Source organism: Acidiphilium sp. MT5, assembly GCF_054767495.1.
Window position 1 is genome coordinate 38,720 of record NZ_BAABMR010000013.1, and the last position, 20,171, is coordinate 58,890.

The 20,171-nt window shown below is 56.3% G+C and carries 13 protein-coding genes; 8 read left to right on the forward strand and 5 right to left on the reverse strand.

Annotation, left to right across the window (positions count from 1 at the left end; genetic code table 11):
- Nucleotides 1-38 precede the first annotated feature (38 nt).
- On the reverse strand, nucleotides 39-3,644 hold the full coding sequence (gene putA, locus ACYUCQ_RS13955) for a bifunctional proline dehydrogenase/L-glutamate gamma-semialdehyde dehydrogenase PutA (RefSeq protein ID WP_460255161.1): 3,606 nt from the start codon (nucleotides 3,642-3,644) through the stop codon (nucleotides 39-41).
- Nucleotides 3,645-3,869: 225 nt separating this feature from the next.
- On the opposite strand from putA, the gene ACYUCQ_RS13960 reads away from it, so the two are divergent.
- From ACYUCQ_RS13960 to ACYUCQ_RS13995, 8 genes are all read left to right on the forward strand, one after another.
- On the forward strand, nucleotides 3,870-4,349 hold the full coding sequence (locus ACYUCQ_RS13960; protein ID WP_460255162.1) for an Lrp/AsnC family transcriptional regulator: 480 nt from the start codon (nucleotides 3,870-3,872) through the stop codon (nucleotides 4,347-4,349).
- A gap of 129 nt (nucleotides 4,350-4,478) precedes the next feature.
- Nucleotides 4,479-4,766: a UxaA family hydrolase gene (locus ACYUCQ_RS13965; RefSeq protein WP_460255210.1), complete on the forward strand. Its 288-nt coding sequence runs from the start codon at nucleotides 4,479-4,481 to the stop codon at nucleotides 4,764-4,766.
- 16 nt (nucleotides 4,767-4,782) lie between these two features.
- Nucleotides 4,783-5,952 (forward strand): UxaA family hydrolase, encoded by a 1,170-nt coding sequence (locus ACYUCQ_RS13970; RefSeq protein WP_460255163.1) that lies wholly within the window; start codon nucleotides 4,783-4,785, stop codon nucleotides 5,950-5,952.
- Nucleotides 5,953-6,092: 140 nt separating this feature from the next.
- A complete protein-coding gene (locus tag ACYUCQ_RS13975) occupies nucleotides 6,093-6,836 on the forward strand; it encodes a GntR family transcriptional regulator (RefSeq protein ID WP_460255164.1) in 744 nt (247 codons plus the stop codon).
- 407 nt (nucleotides 6,837-7,243) lie between these two features.
- Nucleotides 7,244-8,635 (forward strand): MFS transporter, encoded by a 1,392-nt coding sequence (locus ACYUCQ_RS13980; protein ID WP_460255165.1) that lies wholly within the window; start codon nucleotides 7,244-7,246, stop codon nucleotides 8,633-8,635.
- Complete coding sequence (gene hisD, locus ACYUCQ_RS13985; protein ID WP_460255166.1) at nucleotides 8,586-9,974, forward strand: histidinol dehydrogenase; 1,389 nt, start codon at nucleotides 8,586-8,588, stop codon at nucleotides 9,972-9,974. Before ACYUCQ_RS13980 ends, hisD begins: the two co-directional genes overlap by 50 nt.
- Nucleotides 9,975-9,977: 3 nt before the next feature.
- Complete coding sequence (locus ACYUCQ_RS13990) at nucleotides 9,978-10,742, forward strand: SDR family NAD(P)-dependent oxidoreductase (RefSeq protein ID WP_460255167.1); 765 nt, start codon at nucleotides 9,978-9,980, stop codon at nucleotides 10,740-10,742.
- Nucleotides 10,743-10,750: 8 nt separating this feature from the next.
- Nucleotides 10,751-11,746 (forward strand): alcohol dehydrogenase catalytic domain-containing protein, encoded by a 996-nt coding sequence (locus ACYUCQ_RS13995; protein ID WP_460255168.1) that lies wholly within the window; start codon nucleotides 10,751-10,753, stop codon nucleotides 11,744-11,746.
- A 79-nt stretch (nucleotides 11,747-11,825) separates the two neighbouring features.
- On the opposite strand, the gene ACYUCQ_RS14000 is transcribed toward ACYUCQ_RS13995, so the two are convergent.
- The 4 genes from ACYUCQ_RS14000 to nuoL form a co-directional block, all read right to left on the reverse strand.
- Nucleotides 11,826-15,011 carry an AAA family ATPase gene (locus ACYUCQ_RS14000; RefSeq protein WP_460255169.1) on the reverse strand — a complete coding sequence of 1,062 codons (3,186 nt, stop codon included), beginning with the start codon at nucleotides 15,009-15,011 and terminating at the stop codon, nucleotides 11,826-11,828.
- Between the two features lie 355 nt (nucleotides 15,012-15,366).
- The gene (locus ACYUCQ_RS14005; protein ID WP_460255170.1) at nucleotides 15,367-16,791 is read right to left on the reverse strand and encodes an NADH-quinone oxidoreductase subunit N; all 1,425 of its coding nucleotides are present in this window, start codon (nucleotides 16,789-16,791) and stop codon (nucleotides 15,367-15,369) included.
- Nucleotides 16,788-18,278 carry a complex I subunit 4 family protein gene (locus ACYUCQ_RS14010; protein WP_460255171.1) on the reverse strand — a complete coding sequence of 497 codons (1,491 nt, stop codon included), beginning with the start codon at nucleotides 18,276-18,278 and terminating at the stop codon, nucleotides 16,788-16,790. The genes ACYUCQ_RS14005 and ACYUCQ_RS14010 overlap by 4 nt, the downstream gene beginning before the upstream one ends.
- Nucleotides 18,275-20,149, reverse strand: a complete 1,875-nt coding sequence (gene nuoL, locus ACYUCQ_RS14015) for an NADH-quinone oxidoreductase subunit L (protein ID WP_460255172.1) — start codon at nucleotides 20,147-20,149, stop codon at nucleotides 18,275-18,277. The genes ACYUCQ_RS14010 and nuoL overlap by 4 nt, the downstream gene beginning before the upstream one ends.
- Nucleotides 20,150-20,171: the final 22 nt, after the last annotated feature.

Below are 20,171 nucleotides of genomic sequence, written 5' to 3' on the forward strand. Positions count from 1 at the left end.
CCTGATTGAGAGGTCAGTTGCGCGGAACTCGTGATGAATCAGGCCAAGGTCATTAAGCTGGCATTGCCACCAGCCGCGGCTGTGTTCACGCTCAAGCTACGCTCGGCACAAAGACGGGTCAGGTCATAGGGCGTATCGCCTGGTTGCGCCGTTAGAACCGAAATAATCGGACCTGGCCGTTCCGCTAACTGGATCATGAGCGCGTGCAATGTCTCGGCGCTGCCGGCATGCAATGCCAGCGCCAAATCATTGGCATCGGTACCGATTTGCACAAAGCCAGCGTCAGCACCGGTGAATTGCGCGAGCAATGCATTGGCTGGTGCGCACGCGACGATGGCGCGATTGCCGGTGGCGAGGGCCGCGAAAATTTGTGGCCACACTTGCGCGGTGGTTTCTGCGATGCATAAGATCGAACCTCGCGGTTCGAGCCAATAACGATTTCGCTCGCCGACCGGGCCTGGCAAATCGATATCAAGCCCCAAGCAGGTTTGCGCGGGCGGCAAGAGGATACCGTGATGGTGTAGGAAATTCCGGAATGCCTCGGCAGAGCGTGGCAGCGGATATTTCATGATCGTTGGATCGGCCAAGGCCGCGTTCAGATTGGGCAGATAAAGCGGGCCGCCCGCTTTCGGGCCGGTGCCGGACAGGCCATGACCGCCAAATGGCTGCACGCCGACGACAGCGCCGATCATGGTGCGGTTGACGTAAAGATTACCGGCCCGGATGCGGCGTGTGACCAATTCGATTGTCTCATCAATACGGCTATGAACGCCAAAGGTGAGGCCATAGCCAAGCGTATTGATCTGATCGATCTGCGCGCCAAGTTCCTCGCGCTCAAAGCGCAGCAAATGCAGCACAGGGCCGAATATTTCCCGACCGAGAACGCTGATCGCCGGAATTTCGATCAGGGTGGGAGCAATGAAATTAGCGCCTGGGAGGGCTTCGGGTAGGGAAGGTGCAAAAACCGGGTAGCCGCTCGCCCGCATTGCCTCGATATGGGTTGTGATGCGCGATGCAGCGGCAACGTTGATGACCGGCCCAATATCGGTTGTTAGCGCATCCGGCCTGCCCACGCGCAGTTCCTGCATCGCCCCTTTCAGCATGGTGATGAAGCGATCTGCAATATCGGTCTGCACCAGCACAATCCGTGCTGCAGAACAGCGTTGGCCGGCAGAGTCGAAGGCGGAGACGATGAGGTCTGCCACGGCTTGTTCCAGCAGGGCCGAACTGTCAACGACCATCGCGTTCTGCCCGCCCGTTTCTGCGACTAATCGCACAGGCCGCCCCGCTGGATCTAATCGGTTGGCGAGGCTGCGTTGAATTGAGCGTGCGGCCTCGGTTGAGCCGGTGAATAACACGCCGGAGACCCGGGAATCGGCCACTAACGCTGCGCCCACTGCTCCATCGCCGGGCAGTAATTGCAGGGCTGCCGGGGTGATGCCGCTTTGGTGCAGCAAGCGGACCATTTCGGCCGCGATGAGGGGGGTTTCCTCAGCCGGTTTGGCCAACACCGCATGGCCCGCAGCCAGGGCCGCGACAATCTGGCCGGTGAAAATTGCAAGCGGAAAGTTCCAAGGACTGATCGCGACGATGATCTGCCCCGGCGCAGGGGCCGCACAATCGAGACGCTGGGCTTCATGAGCATAATAGCGGATAAAATCCACCGCCTCACGCACTTCACCCACGGCTGCGGCAAGTGTTTTGCCCGCCTCGCGAACCAATAGGCTCACGAAAAGCGGCGTTTGCTCGATCAACATCTCAGCGGCGCGGCGCAAGGCCGGCGCATGGACGCTGGGCGTTGTCTCAGCAGAAGCGCCTGCGAATGCGGCTGCGATGTCCGCTGGCGTCGCATCGGCGCACATACCCACTTGATCTTGTGGGTTCGCCGGGTTCCACACGATGCGCGCCTCACCCGCATCGTGATCGGCCCGCGCGAGGATCGGCGCTGCGGTGATCGTACGGCCTAACGCCGTGTGGAGCTGCGCCTGCAGTAGCGCCAATATGGCATCATCGGACAAATCAAGCCCCGGCGAATTCCGGCGTGCGAGGCCGAAAATAGCGTCAGAACGCGCGATTTGTGGATGCGGCGCGCCCAGAGGGGCCATCGCACGGACGGTTTGCACGGGATCAGCTGTGAGCTTGGTCAAATCGATGGTTGGATCGGCGATTTGATTAATGAATGAGCTGTTCGCACCATTCTCCAACAGGCGACGCACCAAATAAGCCAGCAACGTTTCATGGGTGCCAACGGGCGCGTAAATTCGGCACGGGCGGTTCAGCTTGTTTCCGCCGACAACTTCTTGATACAGCGCATCGGCCATGCCGTGTAGGCACTGAAATTCGTAATCGCCAGGGCGGAAACTGGGGCCTGCCATATGGTAAATGGCGGCGAGAGTTTGCGCATTATGGGTTGCGAATTGCGGAAAGATGGCTTGCGGGGCCGCTAACATCCGTCGAGCACAAGCGAGGTAGGACACATCCGTATGCGCTTTGCGGGTGAAGACGGGGAAATCGCTCAGCCCATCAAGTTGGGCGCGCTTGATTTCACTGTCCCAGTAAGCCCCTTTGACCAAGCGCACCATCAAGCGCCGCTGATGGCGCTGCGCCAGATCAATCAGCCAGTCGATGACGAAAGGGGCGCGTTTCTGGTAGGCCTGCACCACAAAGCCAATACCATCCCAGCCTTTGAGGCTTGGCGCTGCGCATAATTGTTCCAGCAAATCGAGCGAAATATCCAACCGATCGGCTTCTTCGGCATCGATATTGATGCCGATATTATAGGTCCGCGCCTGCTCGACCAAGGCCAGCAGACGGGGCAGCAATTCACCCATCACCCGGTCCTTCTGAGCACGGCTGTAGCGGGGATGCAGCGCTGAAAGTTTGATTGAAATACCGGGGCCTTCGAGCAGATTTTGATGCTGGCTTGAATGGCCGATGGCGTTGATGGCATGAGCGTAATCTTGATAATACCGCGCGGCATCAGCCGCCGTCAAAGCTGCCTCGCCGAGCATGTCATAGGAATAGCGAAAGCCACGCGCTTGCGGCTTGCGGCTATTGGTCAATGCCGCCTCGATAGTTTGACCAACGACAAATTGTTCACCCATCAGCCGCATGGCGACATGCACGCCTTGGCGGATCAACGGCTCACCGCCTTTGGCAATTAATCGAGTCAAGGCCGCAGAAAGGCCCGATTCGCTTGCGGTCGCGGTCAATTTGCCGGTGACCAGCAAACCCCAAGTCGCCGCGTTGACAAAGGGCGAACGGCTAGCGCCCAAATGTTTGCGCCAATCGCCCCGGCCAATTTTATCACGGATCAGAGCATCACGAGTCGCGGCATCCGGAATGCGCAAGAGCGCCTCCGCCAAGCACATGAGCGCGACCCCTTCCTGCGTGGAGAGCGCATATTCCTGCAACAAGGTTTCAACCAAACCGTGCTCGCCTTTGTCGCGCAGCACCGTGACGAGCTGCTGCGCCAAGGCCTGCACCCGCGCGGCTTGTTCGGCGGGGAGCGACGCGGCCTCAAGCAATGGTGGCAGGCAGTCCGGCTCGGCACGGCGATAGGCCGCGCGAATAGCGGCACGACGGGGCGATTGATCACGCGATAGATCGAAGGAGGCGAAATCTGTAACCGACGGGTGGTTCATGTTGTCATCTTTGCCCAAAGAAACGAAGACCATGGAACGATCAAACGTCCGGCGCGCGCATCAAACGCGAGCCGATTAGAACACACGAAATTTGCGCAACGCGCCGACCGAATACCATTTGTAGATACCCAAAATGGCTAAATTTCTCAAGGTCAATTAGACTTTTCTTCTGGATAAAATTGTGCGAATAGACCTATTGTTGCCGGTATTTTGGAGAAATAGGCTATGAACGACAACAAATTTAGCACACTTGACCGGTATGATCGTAAAATTTTGGAGATCGTCGCTGAGGATGGCCGCATTACGCTGACCGATCTTGCTGAGCGGGTTGGATTGTCGAAAACACCATGCCAAGCGCGCTTCCGGCAGCTGGTCGTGGATGGGTTTATTGAGGGATTTCGGGCGATTTTAAATCCGGCAAAACTTGGGCTCAGCCACATCGCGTTTGTTGAGGTGAAGTTAAGCAGCACCAATGAACAAGCGCTGCAGCGCTTTAACGATGACATAAAAACGATAAAAGAAGTTGAAGAATGCCATATGATTGCCGGACGCTATGATTATTTGGTGAAAGTGCGAACAACAGACATTATGAGTTACCGACGAATTTTAGGCGAATGCATATCGAGCATTCCCAATGTTGCCAGCACGTCGACCAATGTTGTGATGGAGCCGATTAAAGAGGTAGGCCGCTCGCAAAATATTTAATCGTTTTTGTGCACTGATGGGCATGCTGTCGGGGGCGTGCTGAAGGCCCCTTCAATCACTTGACAGAGAATCATTCTTATATAAATTATCTTATTAAAGGCATTTATTCGTGCTGAAGGAGAGAGCTTGATGCGTATCCCTCATCTGCTGGTCCACAACCCGAAGGACAACGTTGGCGTTGTGGTTGTCGAAGGCTTGAAAGCCGGCACCGAGATGTTTTGTGTAATCACGGAAACCAATGCCGATTTTGAGCTGGTCGCCAATGCCGACATTCCCATCGGACACAAAGTGGCGCTGAGGGATCTCGCGCCAGGTGATACCGCCATCAAATACGGCGAAGATATTGGCAAAATCGTCGCAGCCGCGCGCAAAGGCGATCACGTGCATACCCATAATCTCAAAACCAAGCGCTGGTAGACGAGGAGCAAAGTCAATGGCAGACCCGAAGATGACCGGTTGGCGTCGTGAGAACGGCCGGGTAGGCGTGCGCAACCAAGTTGTTATTCTACCGCTGGATGATTTGTCGAATGCGGCGTGCGAGGCTGTGGCCCATAATGTGAAGGGCGCGCTCGCCATCCCGCACGCTTATGGGCGCTTGCAATTCGGCGCCGATTTGGAGTTGCACTTTCGAACCTTGATTGGCACCGGCAGCAACCCGAATGTCGCGGCGGTGATTGTGATTGGCATCGAGCCGCAATGGACCGGGCGGGTCGTCGAGGGTATTCGCAAAACCGGCAAGCCCGTCGAAGGATTTTGGATTGAGCAGCACGGTGATATCAACACCATCGCGTCCGCCTCGCGCAAGGCGAAGGAGTTGGTGCAATGGGCTTCGGAATTGCCGCGTGAGCCGATTAAAATCAGCGATTTATGGGTGTCCACCAAATGCGGTGAGAGCGATACTACAACCGGGCTGGCATCATGCCCAACGGTTGGCAATATGTATGATAAATGGATCCCGCAGGGCATATACGGCGTGTTCGGTGAAACCTCCGAAATCACCGGCGGCGAGCATCTTTGCAAGGCGCGTGCCGCAACACCAGAGATTGCCGATAAATGGTATCGGATGTGGAAAGCCTATCAAGACGATGTGATTGAGGCGCACAAGACCGATGATCTATCCGATAGCCAGCCGACCAAGGGCAATATCGAGGGTGGCCTGACCACGATCGAGGAAAAGGCGCTCGGGAACCTTGAGAAAATTGGGCATAACAGCAAGTTTCTCGACGCGCTGGCGCCCGCGGAAGCGCCGGCGAAGGGACCGGGCCTCTATTACATGGACACCTCATCGGCAGCCGCAGAATGCGTCACGCTGATGGCGGCGGCGGGCTATGTGATTCATACATTTCCAACCGGCCAAGGCAATGTGATCGGCAATCCGATTGTGCCCGTTATCAAACTCACCGGCAATCCGCGCACTGTGCGCACGATGAGTGAGCATGTCGATCTTGACGTCTCGGGCATTTTGCGCCGCGAGATGACCACCGATCAAGCGGGCGATGCACTGATCGCGATGATCGCGCGCACCGCCAATGGACGCCTCACCGCCGCAGAAGCCCTCGGCCATCGCGAATTCGTCATGACCAAACTATATCGCAGCGCCTGAATTGAATGGCGGCATTCGGGTAACCGAGCGGCAGCCTTCTGCTGCGGTCATGAGGGTCGCGCCGACACCAAAGTGGCTGATTTTGACGTGACGGGATTCTGTTGTCATTTAAAGGCAGCACAATCTGGACCCAGAGCCTCATGGACAACGAACAGGACGATCATTCGACGGCTGGCTACCAACCGCTTTATGCACGGGTGAAATCAATGATTACCCGGCGCATTGCCTCGGGCGAATGGAAGCCCGGATCGCTGATCCCCAACGAATTTCAATTGGCAGCGCAATTCAAAGTAAGTCAAGGAACGGTCCGCAAGGCGCTGATTGCGATTGAGGCGGAGCGGCTGATCGTGCGCCGCCAGGGGCTTGGCACCTATGTCGCGCGCCATACCCGTGAACGGGCTTTGTTCCATTTTTTTCATATTGTAGACCTCAACGGCGAACGGCCCGAACCGTGGAGCGTGGCCCTCAGCCAAAAGACGGTGAGTGCCACGCGCAAATTGGCCAAGCTCCTCGAAGTGGAACCCGGCACGCCCCTGCATTATGTTACGCGCATGCGGCGCCTGAAGGCTGTGCCAGCGATTTTTGAGAGTATTTATACGCCAGCATCGTTGATGCCCGATCTGCGACTTCAGATTGGCACAGAGATGATCGATGAAATGTATGTGATCTATCAGGAACGCTACGGCATTACGATTGCGCATGCCAGCGAACGGGTTGGCGCGGTTATCGCAACGACCGAAGATGCGCGGATTTTGCAAATCGATCCCGGCGCGCCATTGCTGGAAATTATCCGTGTCGCACGGGATGTCAGCAAGGCGGCAATTGAACTGCGAATTTCGCGCTGCCGGAGCGATCTGTTCCGCTACGCCGCCGAGTTGAATTGATCTGTTTGATGGCATCGCATAGACATGGGCTGTTACCAATAAGAATAATCTGATGAATTCGAGTCATTACCGGCAAATTTTTGTGTTTTGGACCTGATCGACAATCCGATTGGCCTGACTGCCGGTTGACTCTCACGATTGGCCCGCTAGGCAGGACTATGATTAAACCATTCCCGATTTGAGCTAAACACTTGATTTCACCCACGCCAAACATTTGATTTTCAACTTTGCCGCGAGCGATGCAGTCAAAATGCTCGGATCAGGCGATAGACGACCAATATTGCGTTCCTCTGCGATCATAAGCGTTGACGCTAATTCTTATATAAGATATAGCTTTTGTCGCGGTTGACCTCATAGAATTGAGGCACTTGTCAAATGGCTGCCAACCATAAAACATGCGAGGGACCATGAACGCCGAAATCGTGATACGCAGCGCCCGCGACGTCAGTCGTTTCATCGATGAGCATCCCGCGAGCCGAACGTCCTTAATGATCGTCTTCATCGCTCTTGGCGGCGTCTTTGTTGATGCCTACGATTTTACCAGTCTTGGTATCGGCGTTGTGCAGCTCAAAAATAGTTTTCATCTGACGCCATTTGAATTGGGCAGCGTCACCGCGACGATGGCATTCGGTGCCTTTCTTGGTGCGCTTTGGGGGGGATATTTTACCGACAAGGTCGGACGCCTTAAAATGTTTCTGCTTGACTTGTTGTTTCTGGTGGCGGCTGCAATCGGGGCTGCAGTTTCGGTGAACCTGTTGATGCTGCTGGCATTCCGGTTCCTGATGGGGGTTGGCGTCGGGCTTGATTTTCCCGTTGCGCTGAGCTTCATCGCCGAGTTCGTTGCAGAACGCCGTAAGGGCAGCAATGTCAATCTCTGGCAGATGATGTGGTATATTGCCGCATCCTGCACCGGCCTGGTTGTCTTGCCGTTTTATCTCGCGGGCGTCGGTGGTGATCTTTGGCGCGTTGCCGTCGGTTTCGGTGCCGTGCCCGCGCTGATCATTCTTCTTTTACGGCTGCGGTTTATGAATGAGAGCGCACCATGGGCCGCGCGCTATGTCAGCCTTGCCGAGGCCGGACGGATTCTCGAACGGACCTATGGGGTGCGGGTCACCGTTGAGGCACCGCCCGCAAGCCTAAGGCCCGCAAAAAAACCGGGGCTCAATTTTGCCACGATATTCGCACCAGAATATCGGATGCGCACGATATTGGTATCCATTATTTGCGCGACGCAAAGTGCCGAATATTTTGCGGTTGGATTTAATCTTCCCACGATTTCAACGCGCTTGTTTGGCACCAATTTTATATACGCGATACTTGGTGCCATCGGGTTCAATTTGTTTGGGATTGGCGGCGCGGGGGTCGCGGTTAAGGTGACCCACCAGCTCGGCGTCAGGCGGATCGCGATTCTCGGCTATGCCATTGTGATTGCATCACTGCTGCTCTTATATCTCGGCGGGCCCGATCTGCCGACGAGCATCGCGGGCTTACTGATTGGCATGTTTATTTTTGGCCATTCATTTGGGCCGGGCGCACAAGGCATGACGATGGCAACACTATCTTACCCGACGGCGATTCGCGGCGTTGGCACCGGTTGGGGCCAAAGCATGGTGCGGGTTGGCAGTATCTGTGGGTTTTATTTTTTTCCTCTGCTGGTGGCCGCGATTGGTTTTCGCACCATGATGCTGCTATTGGCCCTGGTTCCCTTGTTTGGATTGCTTGCGGCGATACTCATCCGTTGGGAACCGATTGGCCAAGACCCCGATATATCGGACGAGCTCTCACTCAGCACCGGCTAATAGGGCAAGCACGGAGATAACGCGCATGGCAAATCATTATCTGAAACGAGCAACCAAAACTCCCGAAACCGAAGCGGGTGCCGCGCGGCAAATCACCGCAACTATGCTCGCTGCGATCGAGGCTGGCGGCGAAGCTGAGGTGCGCAGATATGCCCGTGAACTCGACCATTGGGATGGCCCGATTATCATGACTGCCGATGCCATTGGCGAGCGTGTAGCCATGGTCGACCCGTCCACGCGCGCGGACATCGACCAGGCCGTGGCCAATGTTCGACGCTTCGCTGAGGCGCAGCGCAAGTCAGTGCATGATTTTAGTCTCGAACTCAGACCCGGCCTCACTGCGGGGCAAAAAATGGTGCCGTGTAACGTCGCAGGCTGTTATGTACCAACCGGCCGATATGCGCATATTGCTTCCGCCTATATGTCAATCGCGACAGCAAAGGCAGCGGGAGTCAAGACCGTCATCGCCTGTTCTGCCCCGTTTCATGGCGAGCCTGTGCATCCATGCGTGCTCTACGCTATGCAAGCGGCTGGCGCCGATATCGTGATGACATTGGGCGGCGTTCAAGCCATCGCCACGATGGCTTTTGGCTTGTTCACCGGCCAGCCCGCGGATATCGTGGTTGGCCCTGGTAATAAATTCGTTGCCGAGGCCAAGCGTATGTTGTTTGGCAAAGTAGGGATCGATGTTTTTGCCGGTCCCTCTGAAATTGCGATTATCGCAGATGATACCGCCGATGCTGAAATCGTCGCGGCGGATTTAGTCGGCCAAGCCGAGCATGGACACGAAAGCCCAGCATGGTTATTTACCACATCACGCCCGCTCGCCGACGCGATACTGACGCGTGTTCCCGCCCTCATCAAGACGTTACCGCCCACCGCACGCGAGGCAGCCGGCGCTGCATGGCGTGATTATGGTGAGGTGGTATTATGCTCCACACGCGAAGAGATGGCCGCTCTGTCGGACCGCTATGCGAGCGAGCATCTCGAAATTCATTGTCGGGATCTTGACTGGTGGCAACAGACTCTCTCGAACTATGGCTCACTATTCCTCGGCGAAGAAGCCACCGTTGCGTATGGGGATAAGGCATCGGGGCCCAATCATGTCCTGCCCACAAAATTTGCAGCGCGCTATTCAGCAGGGCTTTCGGTGCATAAATTTCTCAAGCCCCTAACCTGGCAACGCATGGATCGGTCCGCCAGTGTGGCGGTGGGTGAGATCACGGCACGGATCTCAAGGCTCGAGGGCATGGAAGCCCATGCGCGCACAGCGGATTGTCGGATTCGTAAATACGCGCCGACACTCGAGCTTGATCTTGGTATGCCGGTGACAAATTGAGCCATGACCCATCGATTGGATCATCTTTTTGCCCTCGACGGGCGAACCGCGCTGATCACCGGCGGTAATTCCGGTATCGGGCTTGCCATCGCCGAGGCGTTAGGGCGGCAAGGCGCGCGGGTCATCCTCTTGGCGCGCCGCCGCACCGAACTGGAGCAGGCCGCGCAAAGTTTGACGGATCAAGGGATTGCCGCGCACATTGTTGACGGTGATCTCGCGACCAGAGAGGGGCCGGACGACATTGTCGATAGGCTAGACGATCCAGTTGATATTTTGGTCAATGCGGCAGGGATCAATCTCCGTCAGCCTTTTGAAGCCGTCTCGCTTGAGGCGTTCGATATGCATATGGCGGTTCATCTGCGGGCGCCATTTCGGCTGGTGCAACGCTTGGCACCAGCGATGGCAAGCCGAAGATTCGGGCGGGTGATCATGCTTGGTTCGTTGCAAACCGTCAGGGCGTTTCCAAATTCAGCGCCCTATGGTGCAGCCAAAGGCGGCGTGGTGCAACTAACGCGCGCCATTGCCGAGCGCTGGTCACCGGAGGGCATTACCTGCAACGCGATCTCGCCAGGATTTTTTCGAACCGCACTGACTGAGGCGGTATTTCGCGACGATGCATTGCGCACTGAGAATGCGCGCCGCACCGCAATCGGACGTAATGGCACAATGCCGGACTTATTTGGCGCCGCGATATTTCTGGCTTCTGATGCGTCAGCCTATATCACCGGCCAAACTTTATTCGTTGACGGCGGATACACCGCGAAATAGGATGATTGATGAAGGCGTTAGTCTATCTTGCACCGCATGAGCTTGCCTATCGCGACGTGGCGATGCCCTCATTGGGCTGTGGTGACGCATTAATCAACGTCGTCGCCGTTGGCATCTGCGGGTCCGACATGCATGCCTATCACGGCCATGACGAACGCCGACCGGCACCGCTGGTGTTAGGGCATGAAGCGGCTGGCATCATCGCAAACGGGCCGCGCCAAGGTCAGCGCGTCACCATCAATCCGCTCGTCACCTGCGGGCATTGTGCTTATTGCAGGGCGGGCCGCAGCCATCTGTGTGGCGAACGCCAAATCCTATCAATGCCGCCACGCCCTGGGGCATTTGCTGAATATGTTGCCGTCCCAGAGAGCAATTTGATTGATATCCCTGATGATATGGATTTTACCGTCGCCGCGTTGGCCGAGCCGCTAGCCGTGTCATGGCATGCGGTTCGTATCGGGATTGAGGGATTGCAACGCCCCCTGCCCTTGGCGCGGTGCTGCGTTCTGGGTGGCGGCGCCATCGGGCTGGGTGCAGCGTTAGTTTTGCGGAATTTTGGTGCCCGTGACATCTGGCTTGGCGAACCAAATCCGCAACGCCGCCAAACCGCGAACGCCGAGGCGTTTATCCATGTTTATAAGCCCGGCACCTCTGAGGAGCCACCAGCCGCATCGGTTGACCTTGTGATTGATGCCGTTGGCGCGGCCGCCACGCGCAAGGCATCGAGCCGCCTCGTTGCGCCCGGGGGACAAATTATCCATATCGGGCTTTTACCCGGCGATGATGGATTTGATATTCGTCGGATTACGCTGCAAGAAATTACAGTGCGCGGTAGTTACTGCTACACAGAGACCGACTTTCATGATGTTGTCGATACATTGGCAAAGCAAGGCTTCGGAAAGCTCGGCTGGGTTCAACGCATGGCCTTGAGTTCAGGGGGCCAAGCTTTTCAAATGATCGATGATGGTGATTTAGCCGCAGCGAAAATTATCCTCGAGCCCTGATCGTCAAATATTTCTAATTAAACTTACTCTATTCGATTATCTCAAGATAGATTTCCCGATTTCACGCTGCCGCTTGGGACTATACTCCGCGATTGAGCCGTTTATTGTCGTCATTGAGCGGCGGAGAGTTCTCGGCTGGCAAGGCCAGTCGAAAATTGCGCAGGGCGACGATCTGAGGCAAGTCGGCGGCCCCGGCACCAAGATCAGCCAGCGCGGCATCGATAATGGGTATCGCTTCGGCGCCGCGCCCTTGGCCGTGCAGCAGGGAAGCGAGCGACAACGCTAGGCAGACCTCAAAAAATCGCGCTGATTGATGGCGCGCCCGTTTGAGGCCAGTGCGCCATATCCGCTCGGCCAAATCCGGGTCCGGATTGTCAAGACGCTGCAAAATCTCGCCATGCACCCAATAGGCACCAGCCTGAGCCATGCCGCAGCCAGCGGTCTCAGCCAAATCCAGCGTCGCCTCGCTGATCGCACGGGCGGCCGATGGATCGCTGGCCGCCAACGCCATCGCATAGAACCCATCATTATTCATCTGCGCGATGGCAACACCGCTGCTCGCAAAATATCGCCGCGCGGGATCGGCCATCAACAGACCCGACGGCTCACCGAGGAATGTCCGAGCGACGCCACAAAGCACCCGCGCCCAAGCATGATAAAACTCAAGCCCTTGCGCCTTGGTCAGTTCGATCATTTGAGCGGCGATGGACTCAGCGAGCGCAATTCGCCCGACCGCAAGGGCCACATGCGCACGATATAATTGCGCATAAGGCAGCGCCGGCGGGAACCCGGACGCTTCAGCCCGCGCCGTCGCGAGATTAAAATACCGATCCGACGCCGCCATGTCACAGCGCATCCAGGCGCACAAGCCGAGATAGGCCAGCGCATTGACCCCCGGTTCCATGCCGAACCGCAATCCGCCGGCCAGATCGGGGTTCACTGGACAATTCGCCCAGTTACGCTCGAAGATCCGCGTTGCCTCGGCGAAATCGCCTTTCAGGAACGCAACCATCCCGGTGTCGGTTTCCGCGAGTAATGCATCAGAACTGCCCGGCATCTGCTTAGCGCTGGCCCAGAATAAAGGCGTGATGTGATCCAGCGTGGGAATATCAAGGCGCATATAGGCCCCGAGCCAAAGCCCGTGCAGTGCTGGATGCCGCAACGCAGGTTCGCCAATGCCTCCCGCGATCGTAACAGCACGCTCGAATGCCGCCATGGCCCGGGCATCATTATAGCCCGTCTGGGTCATTAACGCCTGACCATAGGCAATTTGTAGCTTCAGCCTGAGCATCTGCCCGGCATCATCATCGGCAAGGCGCTCGACCTGGTTGATCGCTCGCTCGAAATGCCGAATCGCCTCACCATAGGCCACTTGGCGCACGCCCAGTTCGCCCGCTTTGAGCCACCATTCAGCCGCCTCGCGATATTGCTTCGCTTCTGCGTAATGCCGCGCCACAATCTCTGGCTCGGCCTCGGCCCGCCCCCGAAAATCGCGCTGCAGTGATTCTGCAATGGATCGGTGAATCTCGCGTCGGCGTGCGAGCGGTAGAGTTTCGTATGCCGCGTCACGCAGCAGGGCGTGCTTGAAGATATATCCTGGGTGCGCGCCGATGATCCCCGGAGAGATCAAACCCACTTTTTCGAGCTGTGCCAACGATGCATCCAGTGCCGTGGGGTCATCATTGCCAATGCGCACCAGCACATCGTGCGGAAACTCCCGGCCAATCACCGACGCGATCTGTGCGACTGATTTGGCCGGCCCTAGCCGGTCAAGCCGCGCCATCAGCGAATCTTGCAATGTCGCGGGAATAACAATATCCCTGCCGAACAAAACCGGATCGCTGTTGGTATCCAACACCATTTGCGTCATTTCCTCGGCAAACAACGGAATCCCATCCGCCTTCTGCACGATGCGCTGGGTCATTTGCTCGGACAGCGCAGCCCGCACGATTTCATTGGCCTGCGTCACAGCGTCGACTTGCCCTTGGATGATCGCCACGATGCTTTCGGAGTCGAGATGACCAAGTATAACATGCCGCGCGTCGGATATGTTCAATCGACCGGGGTCAAATTCCGGTCGCGCGGTGACCAAAATCAACATTGGTAGATTTTCGGCTGCTGCCGCCAACCGGTTGATCAACTCGAGTGAGCTATCATCAGCCCAATGCGCGTCCTCAAACAAGATGAAAAGCGGCGCACTTCGCGCGGCGGATTCGATTGTCTCGATGATCGCGTTAAAAACCTGCTCTCGCTGCTCGGCGGGCGTGCCTGGGAGCACGACCGGCAATCCCAGCAGAGCCGAAAATAATAATAAAATATCCGGGCGTCCTGGCATCAATTGCTGCAGCGCAGATTCGATTACTTGGCGCTGGACATCGGGCGGCGCATCCCCGTTCAACCGGATCGCCCGGCGGAATTGCGCCAAAAACGGGTAAAGGGCGGTCTCTCGATGATACGATGAGCATTGATAGGAAAGCCGACGATGCGCGACCGACCGCTGGCCATCCGCAAGGGCCGCACCCAGGCGCGATTTACCGATCCCGGCCTCGCCGGTCAGTAGGATCATCCGTCCCGCGCCACGCCAGGCGGCGTCGAGATCAGCCTGCAGCCTGACCAATTCGGCATCACGACCAACCATCACCCGATGGCGCCGGAGACGCGATGCGAAGCGGAGCATCGCCATATCCTCGCTTTCGACCACCCAGGCCGGCACCGGCACGGCAAAACCTCTCAGCGATTGTGCCGCCAAAGCGCGCACGCCGAAAATCTTACTGAGCAATCGCCGGGTCGCATCAGACACAATGATCTCACCGGGCGCTCCGGCGGCCTGCAAGCGAGAAGCGAGGTTAAGGGTCTCACCAACCACACCGCGTTCGGGCCGGTTCAAACCCTTCGCCTCGTTGATCAACACGAGGCCAGTCGCGATACCAATACGAACTTGCAGCGCTTCACCTGCCGGGGTGCATAACCGCCCAACCGCTTCAACAATCGAACGTGCGGCCCGAACGCTGCGTTCGGCATCGTCCTCATGCGCGATGGGATAACCAAAATAGGCGAGCAATCCATCGCCCATATAATTACCCACAACGCCGCCAAAATTCTCGACCTCTTTTGCGCACGCGGCAAAAAACCGGTCGAGCAAGTCGCTCATATCTTCCGGATCTAGTGTTGTTGCGATCCGCGTTGAATCGACCAGATCGCAAAACAGCACCGTCAACTGACGCCGCTCCGCTCCCCGTCCTCTTGCTGGCTCGATCAGGCCCATTGGTCCCCTGCTGTTATGATTTAAATCCGCGCCATCGCGCGCTCCACTCAACCCAACCCGATCAGCACAACTTGCACCGCGCTGGCATTCAAACCAGATTCACGAGTTGAACTGGTCCCGAATCCGCCGATGATCAAGACCCGGCATCGCCAAAAACGACAACGCAAGTCTGAAAAATAAGACTTTTTCTTCTCAATGTAAAGATCGCAATGATCGTCACCGGAATGGCACTAAAATCAGACCTCGCGACATTTTTTCAGAGTTATCGCAAGGTCAGGCCTGTCCATCGCCCGCTTCGCTGGCACCAAAGTAAATTAATATGCCATCACTCGAATACATGCCGGCGACTTATCGCTCAGCTATGAAAAACAGCCTTAAGCAGTGACAAAAGTGGCTGCGGCATGATGCCGAACCCGAGGATCACCGCGCCGATTAGCCCGATTGCCGCGTTCACAGGCAAGGATAGCCTGCCCTCGGCTGGCGCATCCGCGCTATCCGGCGCTTGTGTCATCGCGATGATCACCCGCAAATAATAGAACAAGCCAATCACGCTGCTGACCACCATTGTCGCAATCAATATGCGCAAATGGCTATGAACACCCGCCGCCATCACATACATTTTAGCCATGAAGCCTAAGGCCGGCGGAATACCCGCGAGCGACAACAAAGCGAGCGTCAGAATCCCCGCGATCAGCGGATGACGCCAGAATAGACCGCGAATATCCGAAACGCGATCCATGTCCCGCTCCGACTCCGCCACGGAGAGAGCACTCAGAACGCCGAAGGCGCCGATCACCGTAACGCTATACATCGCGACGAAAAACAACAAGGCAGACCGGCCTAATGCTCCGGCGGCCAGTAAGGCGACCAGGACGTAACCGAGCTGCGCGATCGATGAATAACCCAAGATGCGTTTGAGATTTTGTTGCAGCAGCGCCAGCAAATTACCGATCAGCATCGAGGCCACGCCTGCGATCGTCATCGCCAATCCGAGCGTCGGCGGGATGGTTGCATCGGCGAATAGCAGGCGAGCCACCACGGCAATAACCGCGATTTTCGGAACCGTCGCGAGAAAGGCGGCACTCGGCGCCGGAGCGCCCGCATAGACATCCGGCACCCAGATATGAAACGGCACCACCGAAAGCTTGAACCCGGCGCTTACAATAATCAGGGCCAAGGCCGGGAGTAGCAGCATCGCCGCACCTGACGCGTTTTGGACCGCCGCAAGGCTGAGATGCCCAGTGGCCAGATCGACCAAGCCAAGGCCGAGCAGCAGCAGGGCCGAGGACATCCCCGACAGCACCAGATATTTCAACGCCGCTTCCAAGGCTTCCGGCCGCCAACGGGGATAGGCGATCATCCCAATCATCGCCAGGGTTAATGTTTCCAACCCAATAAACAGCGGGATGAAATTGATCCCCAACGCGACAGTCACCGCACCAATCGTGCCCACCAGGAGCAATAGCGGGTATTCCTCTCGCGGTTCCGCTGCGACATCGAGCCAATACGACGCCGCCACAACCAGAACCAAAACACTCGTCAACAAAATAATCCCGGCAAAGCCGACCGATAAGGCATCATCAGCAAACATCGCCGCTGCGGCTGAGCTATGAGCCATCCATGGCAGCACCAATAAGGCGCCGATCAACCCAGCGAAACTGATCAATAAGGTGACCAGAAAGGAACGGCGAATGGCGATTGCGGTCAGCGCCACCGCCGTCGCGACCGTCATCACAAACAGCGGGGCGATCGGTTGAATCAAACTCAGCAAACCGCTCATCGGCCATGCCCCTTCAGCACCAAAGCCGAAACCTGCTTGGCTGGAACCAAATTGGCCAAAGCGGGTGCTGCGATATTGAGCAGCGGTTGCGGATACACGCCAATCACGATAATCCCCAGCGCCAATGCCATCATCACACTAACATCGCGCGTACCAAAATCTGCAACACGCCGGGGTGCCGAGGCCTCGCCGTGAAAAGCCCGTTGAATGGCAATCAGCGAATATAATGCCGCAGGGATTAACCCGATGGACGCAAATACCGCGACCAGCGGCGCGACCGGATAGGTCCCTCGCAAAATCAAAAACTCACCGACAAAATTTCCGAGGCCGGGCAGACCCATTGATGCCAGAACGAAGAAGGTGCCGAATGATGATAAACGCGGCAGATCGGTCCATAGGCCGCCCATTCGCGCCAGATCCCGCGTATGCAGCCGCTTCTGGATTGCTCCCACCGCGATGAACAACGCGCCGGTGCTGACACCGTGCGCGACCATCAGGATCACCACCCCTTGCCAAGCAATCGCGTTGAACGTGTAGATACCAACGAGCACAAATCCCATATGGCTGATACTGGAATAAGCGATCAGTTTCTTCAGATCCGCTTGCCCATACGCGAGGATTGCTCCGTAAAAAATACTGACAACACCGAGCCACATCGCGAGTGGCGCAATATGGTGCGCGGCAACCAGGAACAACGGCACAGCAAAGCGCAGTAAGCCATAGCCAGCGGTCTTGAGCATAATACTCGCCAAAATCACCGAGCCGGCGGTGGGTGCTTCGGTGTGCGTTTCCGGTAGCCAACTATGCACAGGAAAGGCGGGCAGTTTCACTATAAACGCAACGAAAAACCCAAGCATCGCCAAAATCCCAAAAAAGCCAGTGGGTTGGGTTGTCAGCAGTGCCGAATCATTGAAGGTCAGAACGCCACTCTGCTGCTGATGCAGGAAAACCAGCGCCAAAATGGCCACCAGCATCAATAAGCCACTGCCTTGGGTAAACAGAAAAAACTTGATCGCGGCGCGCCGGCGGTTCTCATTGCCCCAAATTGCAATCACAAAAACCATCGGCACCAGCATCAATTCCCAAAAGAAGAAGAATAAGAATAGATCAAGCGCCATAAAAACGCCGATCGAACCGGCCAACGACCATAATAAATTGGCATGATAAAAACCAACTCTATCCTTGACGTCAGTCCATGAGACAATAACCGCGATGATACCTAATATTTGGGTCAGCACAACAAGAATCCAACCCAACCCATCCATATCAAACTGAAACCCAATGCCGAGGCTCGGAACCCAAGGCGCGTAGAATGACGCAAGCCAGGTGCTCGAATTGCCTGCCCCGATCAGCTTTAGGGTTAACAATAAATCAGCCACCAATACCGCCAAACTTATCACCCGGGGTGCCGATGAATGCAGCCGTGCCGCGGGCCAAGCGACGAAGCCACCAATGATCGGGATAAGAGCGATCCAAACTAAAATCATGCGAACACCATGATAACAATGACCGCCATCGAGCCGAGGGCAAGCATACCCGCGTAGCGGCGCAACTGGCCGATTTGCGAGCGGCGGAGCGTGGCGTGAAATTTCATCGCAGCCCCAGCGGCACTCATGAATATCGTATCAATTGGATCATCGCGCAGGATCTTTACGAGCCACAAAAATGGCTGCACCAACACTCGATCATACAAAACGTCAAAACCAAACCCTGCACGCAAGAAACGCCTCACGCCCGCACCGATTGATGTTTCAGTCGGCGTCCCGTCATTCCCCTGCCCGACCGGCCCCGCCGTGCGTACCCAATAACCGTTGCGATACAAGCCAAATCCAATCATCACCCCTAAAAGGGGAGCAATATACCCGGCAGCGGTCACCAAATGCGGCAAAGCCGATTCCGTTGCCGGATGCCCGAGCACAGGCGCCAGAAAACCTGAAAATACCGACGATGACGCCATAAATTTCGGCATCTCCAGCCACCCGATCGTGCTGGCCGCGACCGCAAGGAGCACCAACGGCACAACGATGCGCGCCCCATACTGCCCTGTTGGCTCGGTTTTGACCTCACCAAAGAACACCAAGAATACCACGCGGAAAATATAGGTCGCCGTTAAAACAGCACCGAGCAACGCTGCCAACCAGAGCCATTGACCCAACCCAGGCGCTTCCCAGAGCGATGCTAGGATCATCTCCTTACTAAAAGCCCCGGCACTCACCACAGGCAATGCCGCAAGCGACGCACTGCCAATTAGAAACGCCCAGAACACAACGGATAATTTTCGGCGCAAGCCCCCCATCCGGAAAATATCCTGCTCATGATGGAGCCGCATCGCAATCGCACCGGCGGAGAGAAATAATAATGCCTTAAACACGGCATGGGTCAGAAAATGAAACATCGCGGCCGACCATGCACCAACACCAAGTGCCAGAAACATGTATCCAATTTGCGCAACCGTTGAATAAGCCAATACCCGCTTGATATCGCGCTGCACAAGGGCCGTTAATGACGCCGTCAAAATTGTTATCACTGCGCCGACAGCAATCATCGTCAAAACGGAAGGCACCAGTGCAAATAAAGGATGCAACCGAACCACCAAATACATCCCCGCAGTGACCATCGTGGCGGCGTGGATCAGCGCACTGACGGGTGTTGGCCCCGCCATTGCATCCGGAAGCCAAGTTTGGAATGGAAATTGGGCTGATTTACCAAGGCCGCCAACCAACAATAATGCCGCCCCCGTTGCCGCCATCGCACCGCCGTGAGGCCAGAGTGCGACAGCTTTCAGCAACATCGGTTGGATCGAGAGGGTTCCGAGCGCATTGGACAACAGCAATATACCAACCAACATCGCGACGTCAGCAATGCGAGTTACCACAAATGATTTCCGCGCTGCATAACCGTTCGCCGGATTATGGAACCAGAATCCAACAAGCAAATAGCTACAAACCCCGACACCTTCCCATCCGACAAACATCACAAGAAGATCATTGGCCAAAACCAGCAGCAGCATAGAAGCTACAAATAAATTCAAATAGGCAAAAAACCGGCTATATCCCTCCTCCCCAGCCATATATTCCGTTGAGAAAATATGGATCAGCAAGCCAATCACCGTAATCACCAGCATCATGACCAACGACACAGGATCAAGGTAGAATGTCAGGTGGCTGGAATAACCGGGCAAACTGATCCACCGCCAAAGCATAATCTGCATATGCTCATCGACCGGAGGGGCTTGGAACCAATGGACCGCGACCACGATCGATATAAACGCCGATATTGCGACACTCAACGTCCCAATGAAGCCACTCCAACGGTCCGACCAAGTCGCACCCAACAGGCCCAGCACGACTGAACCCATCAGGGGCGCCGCGGGGACAATC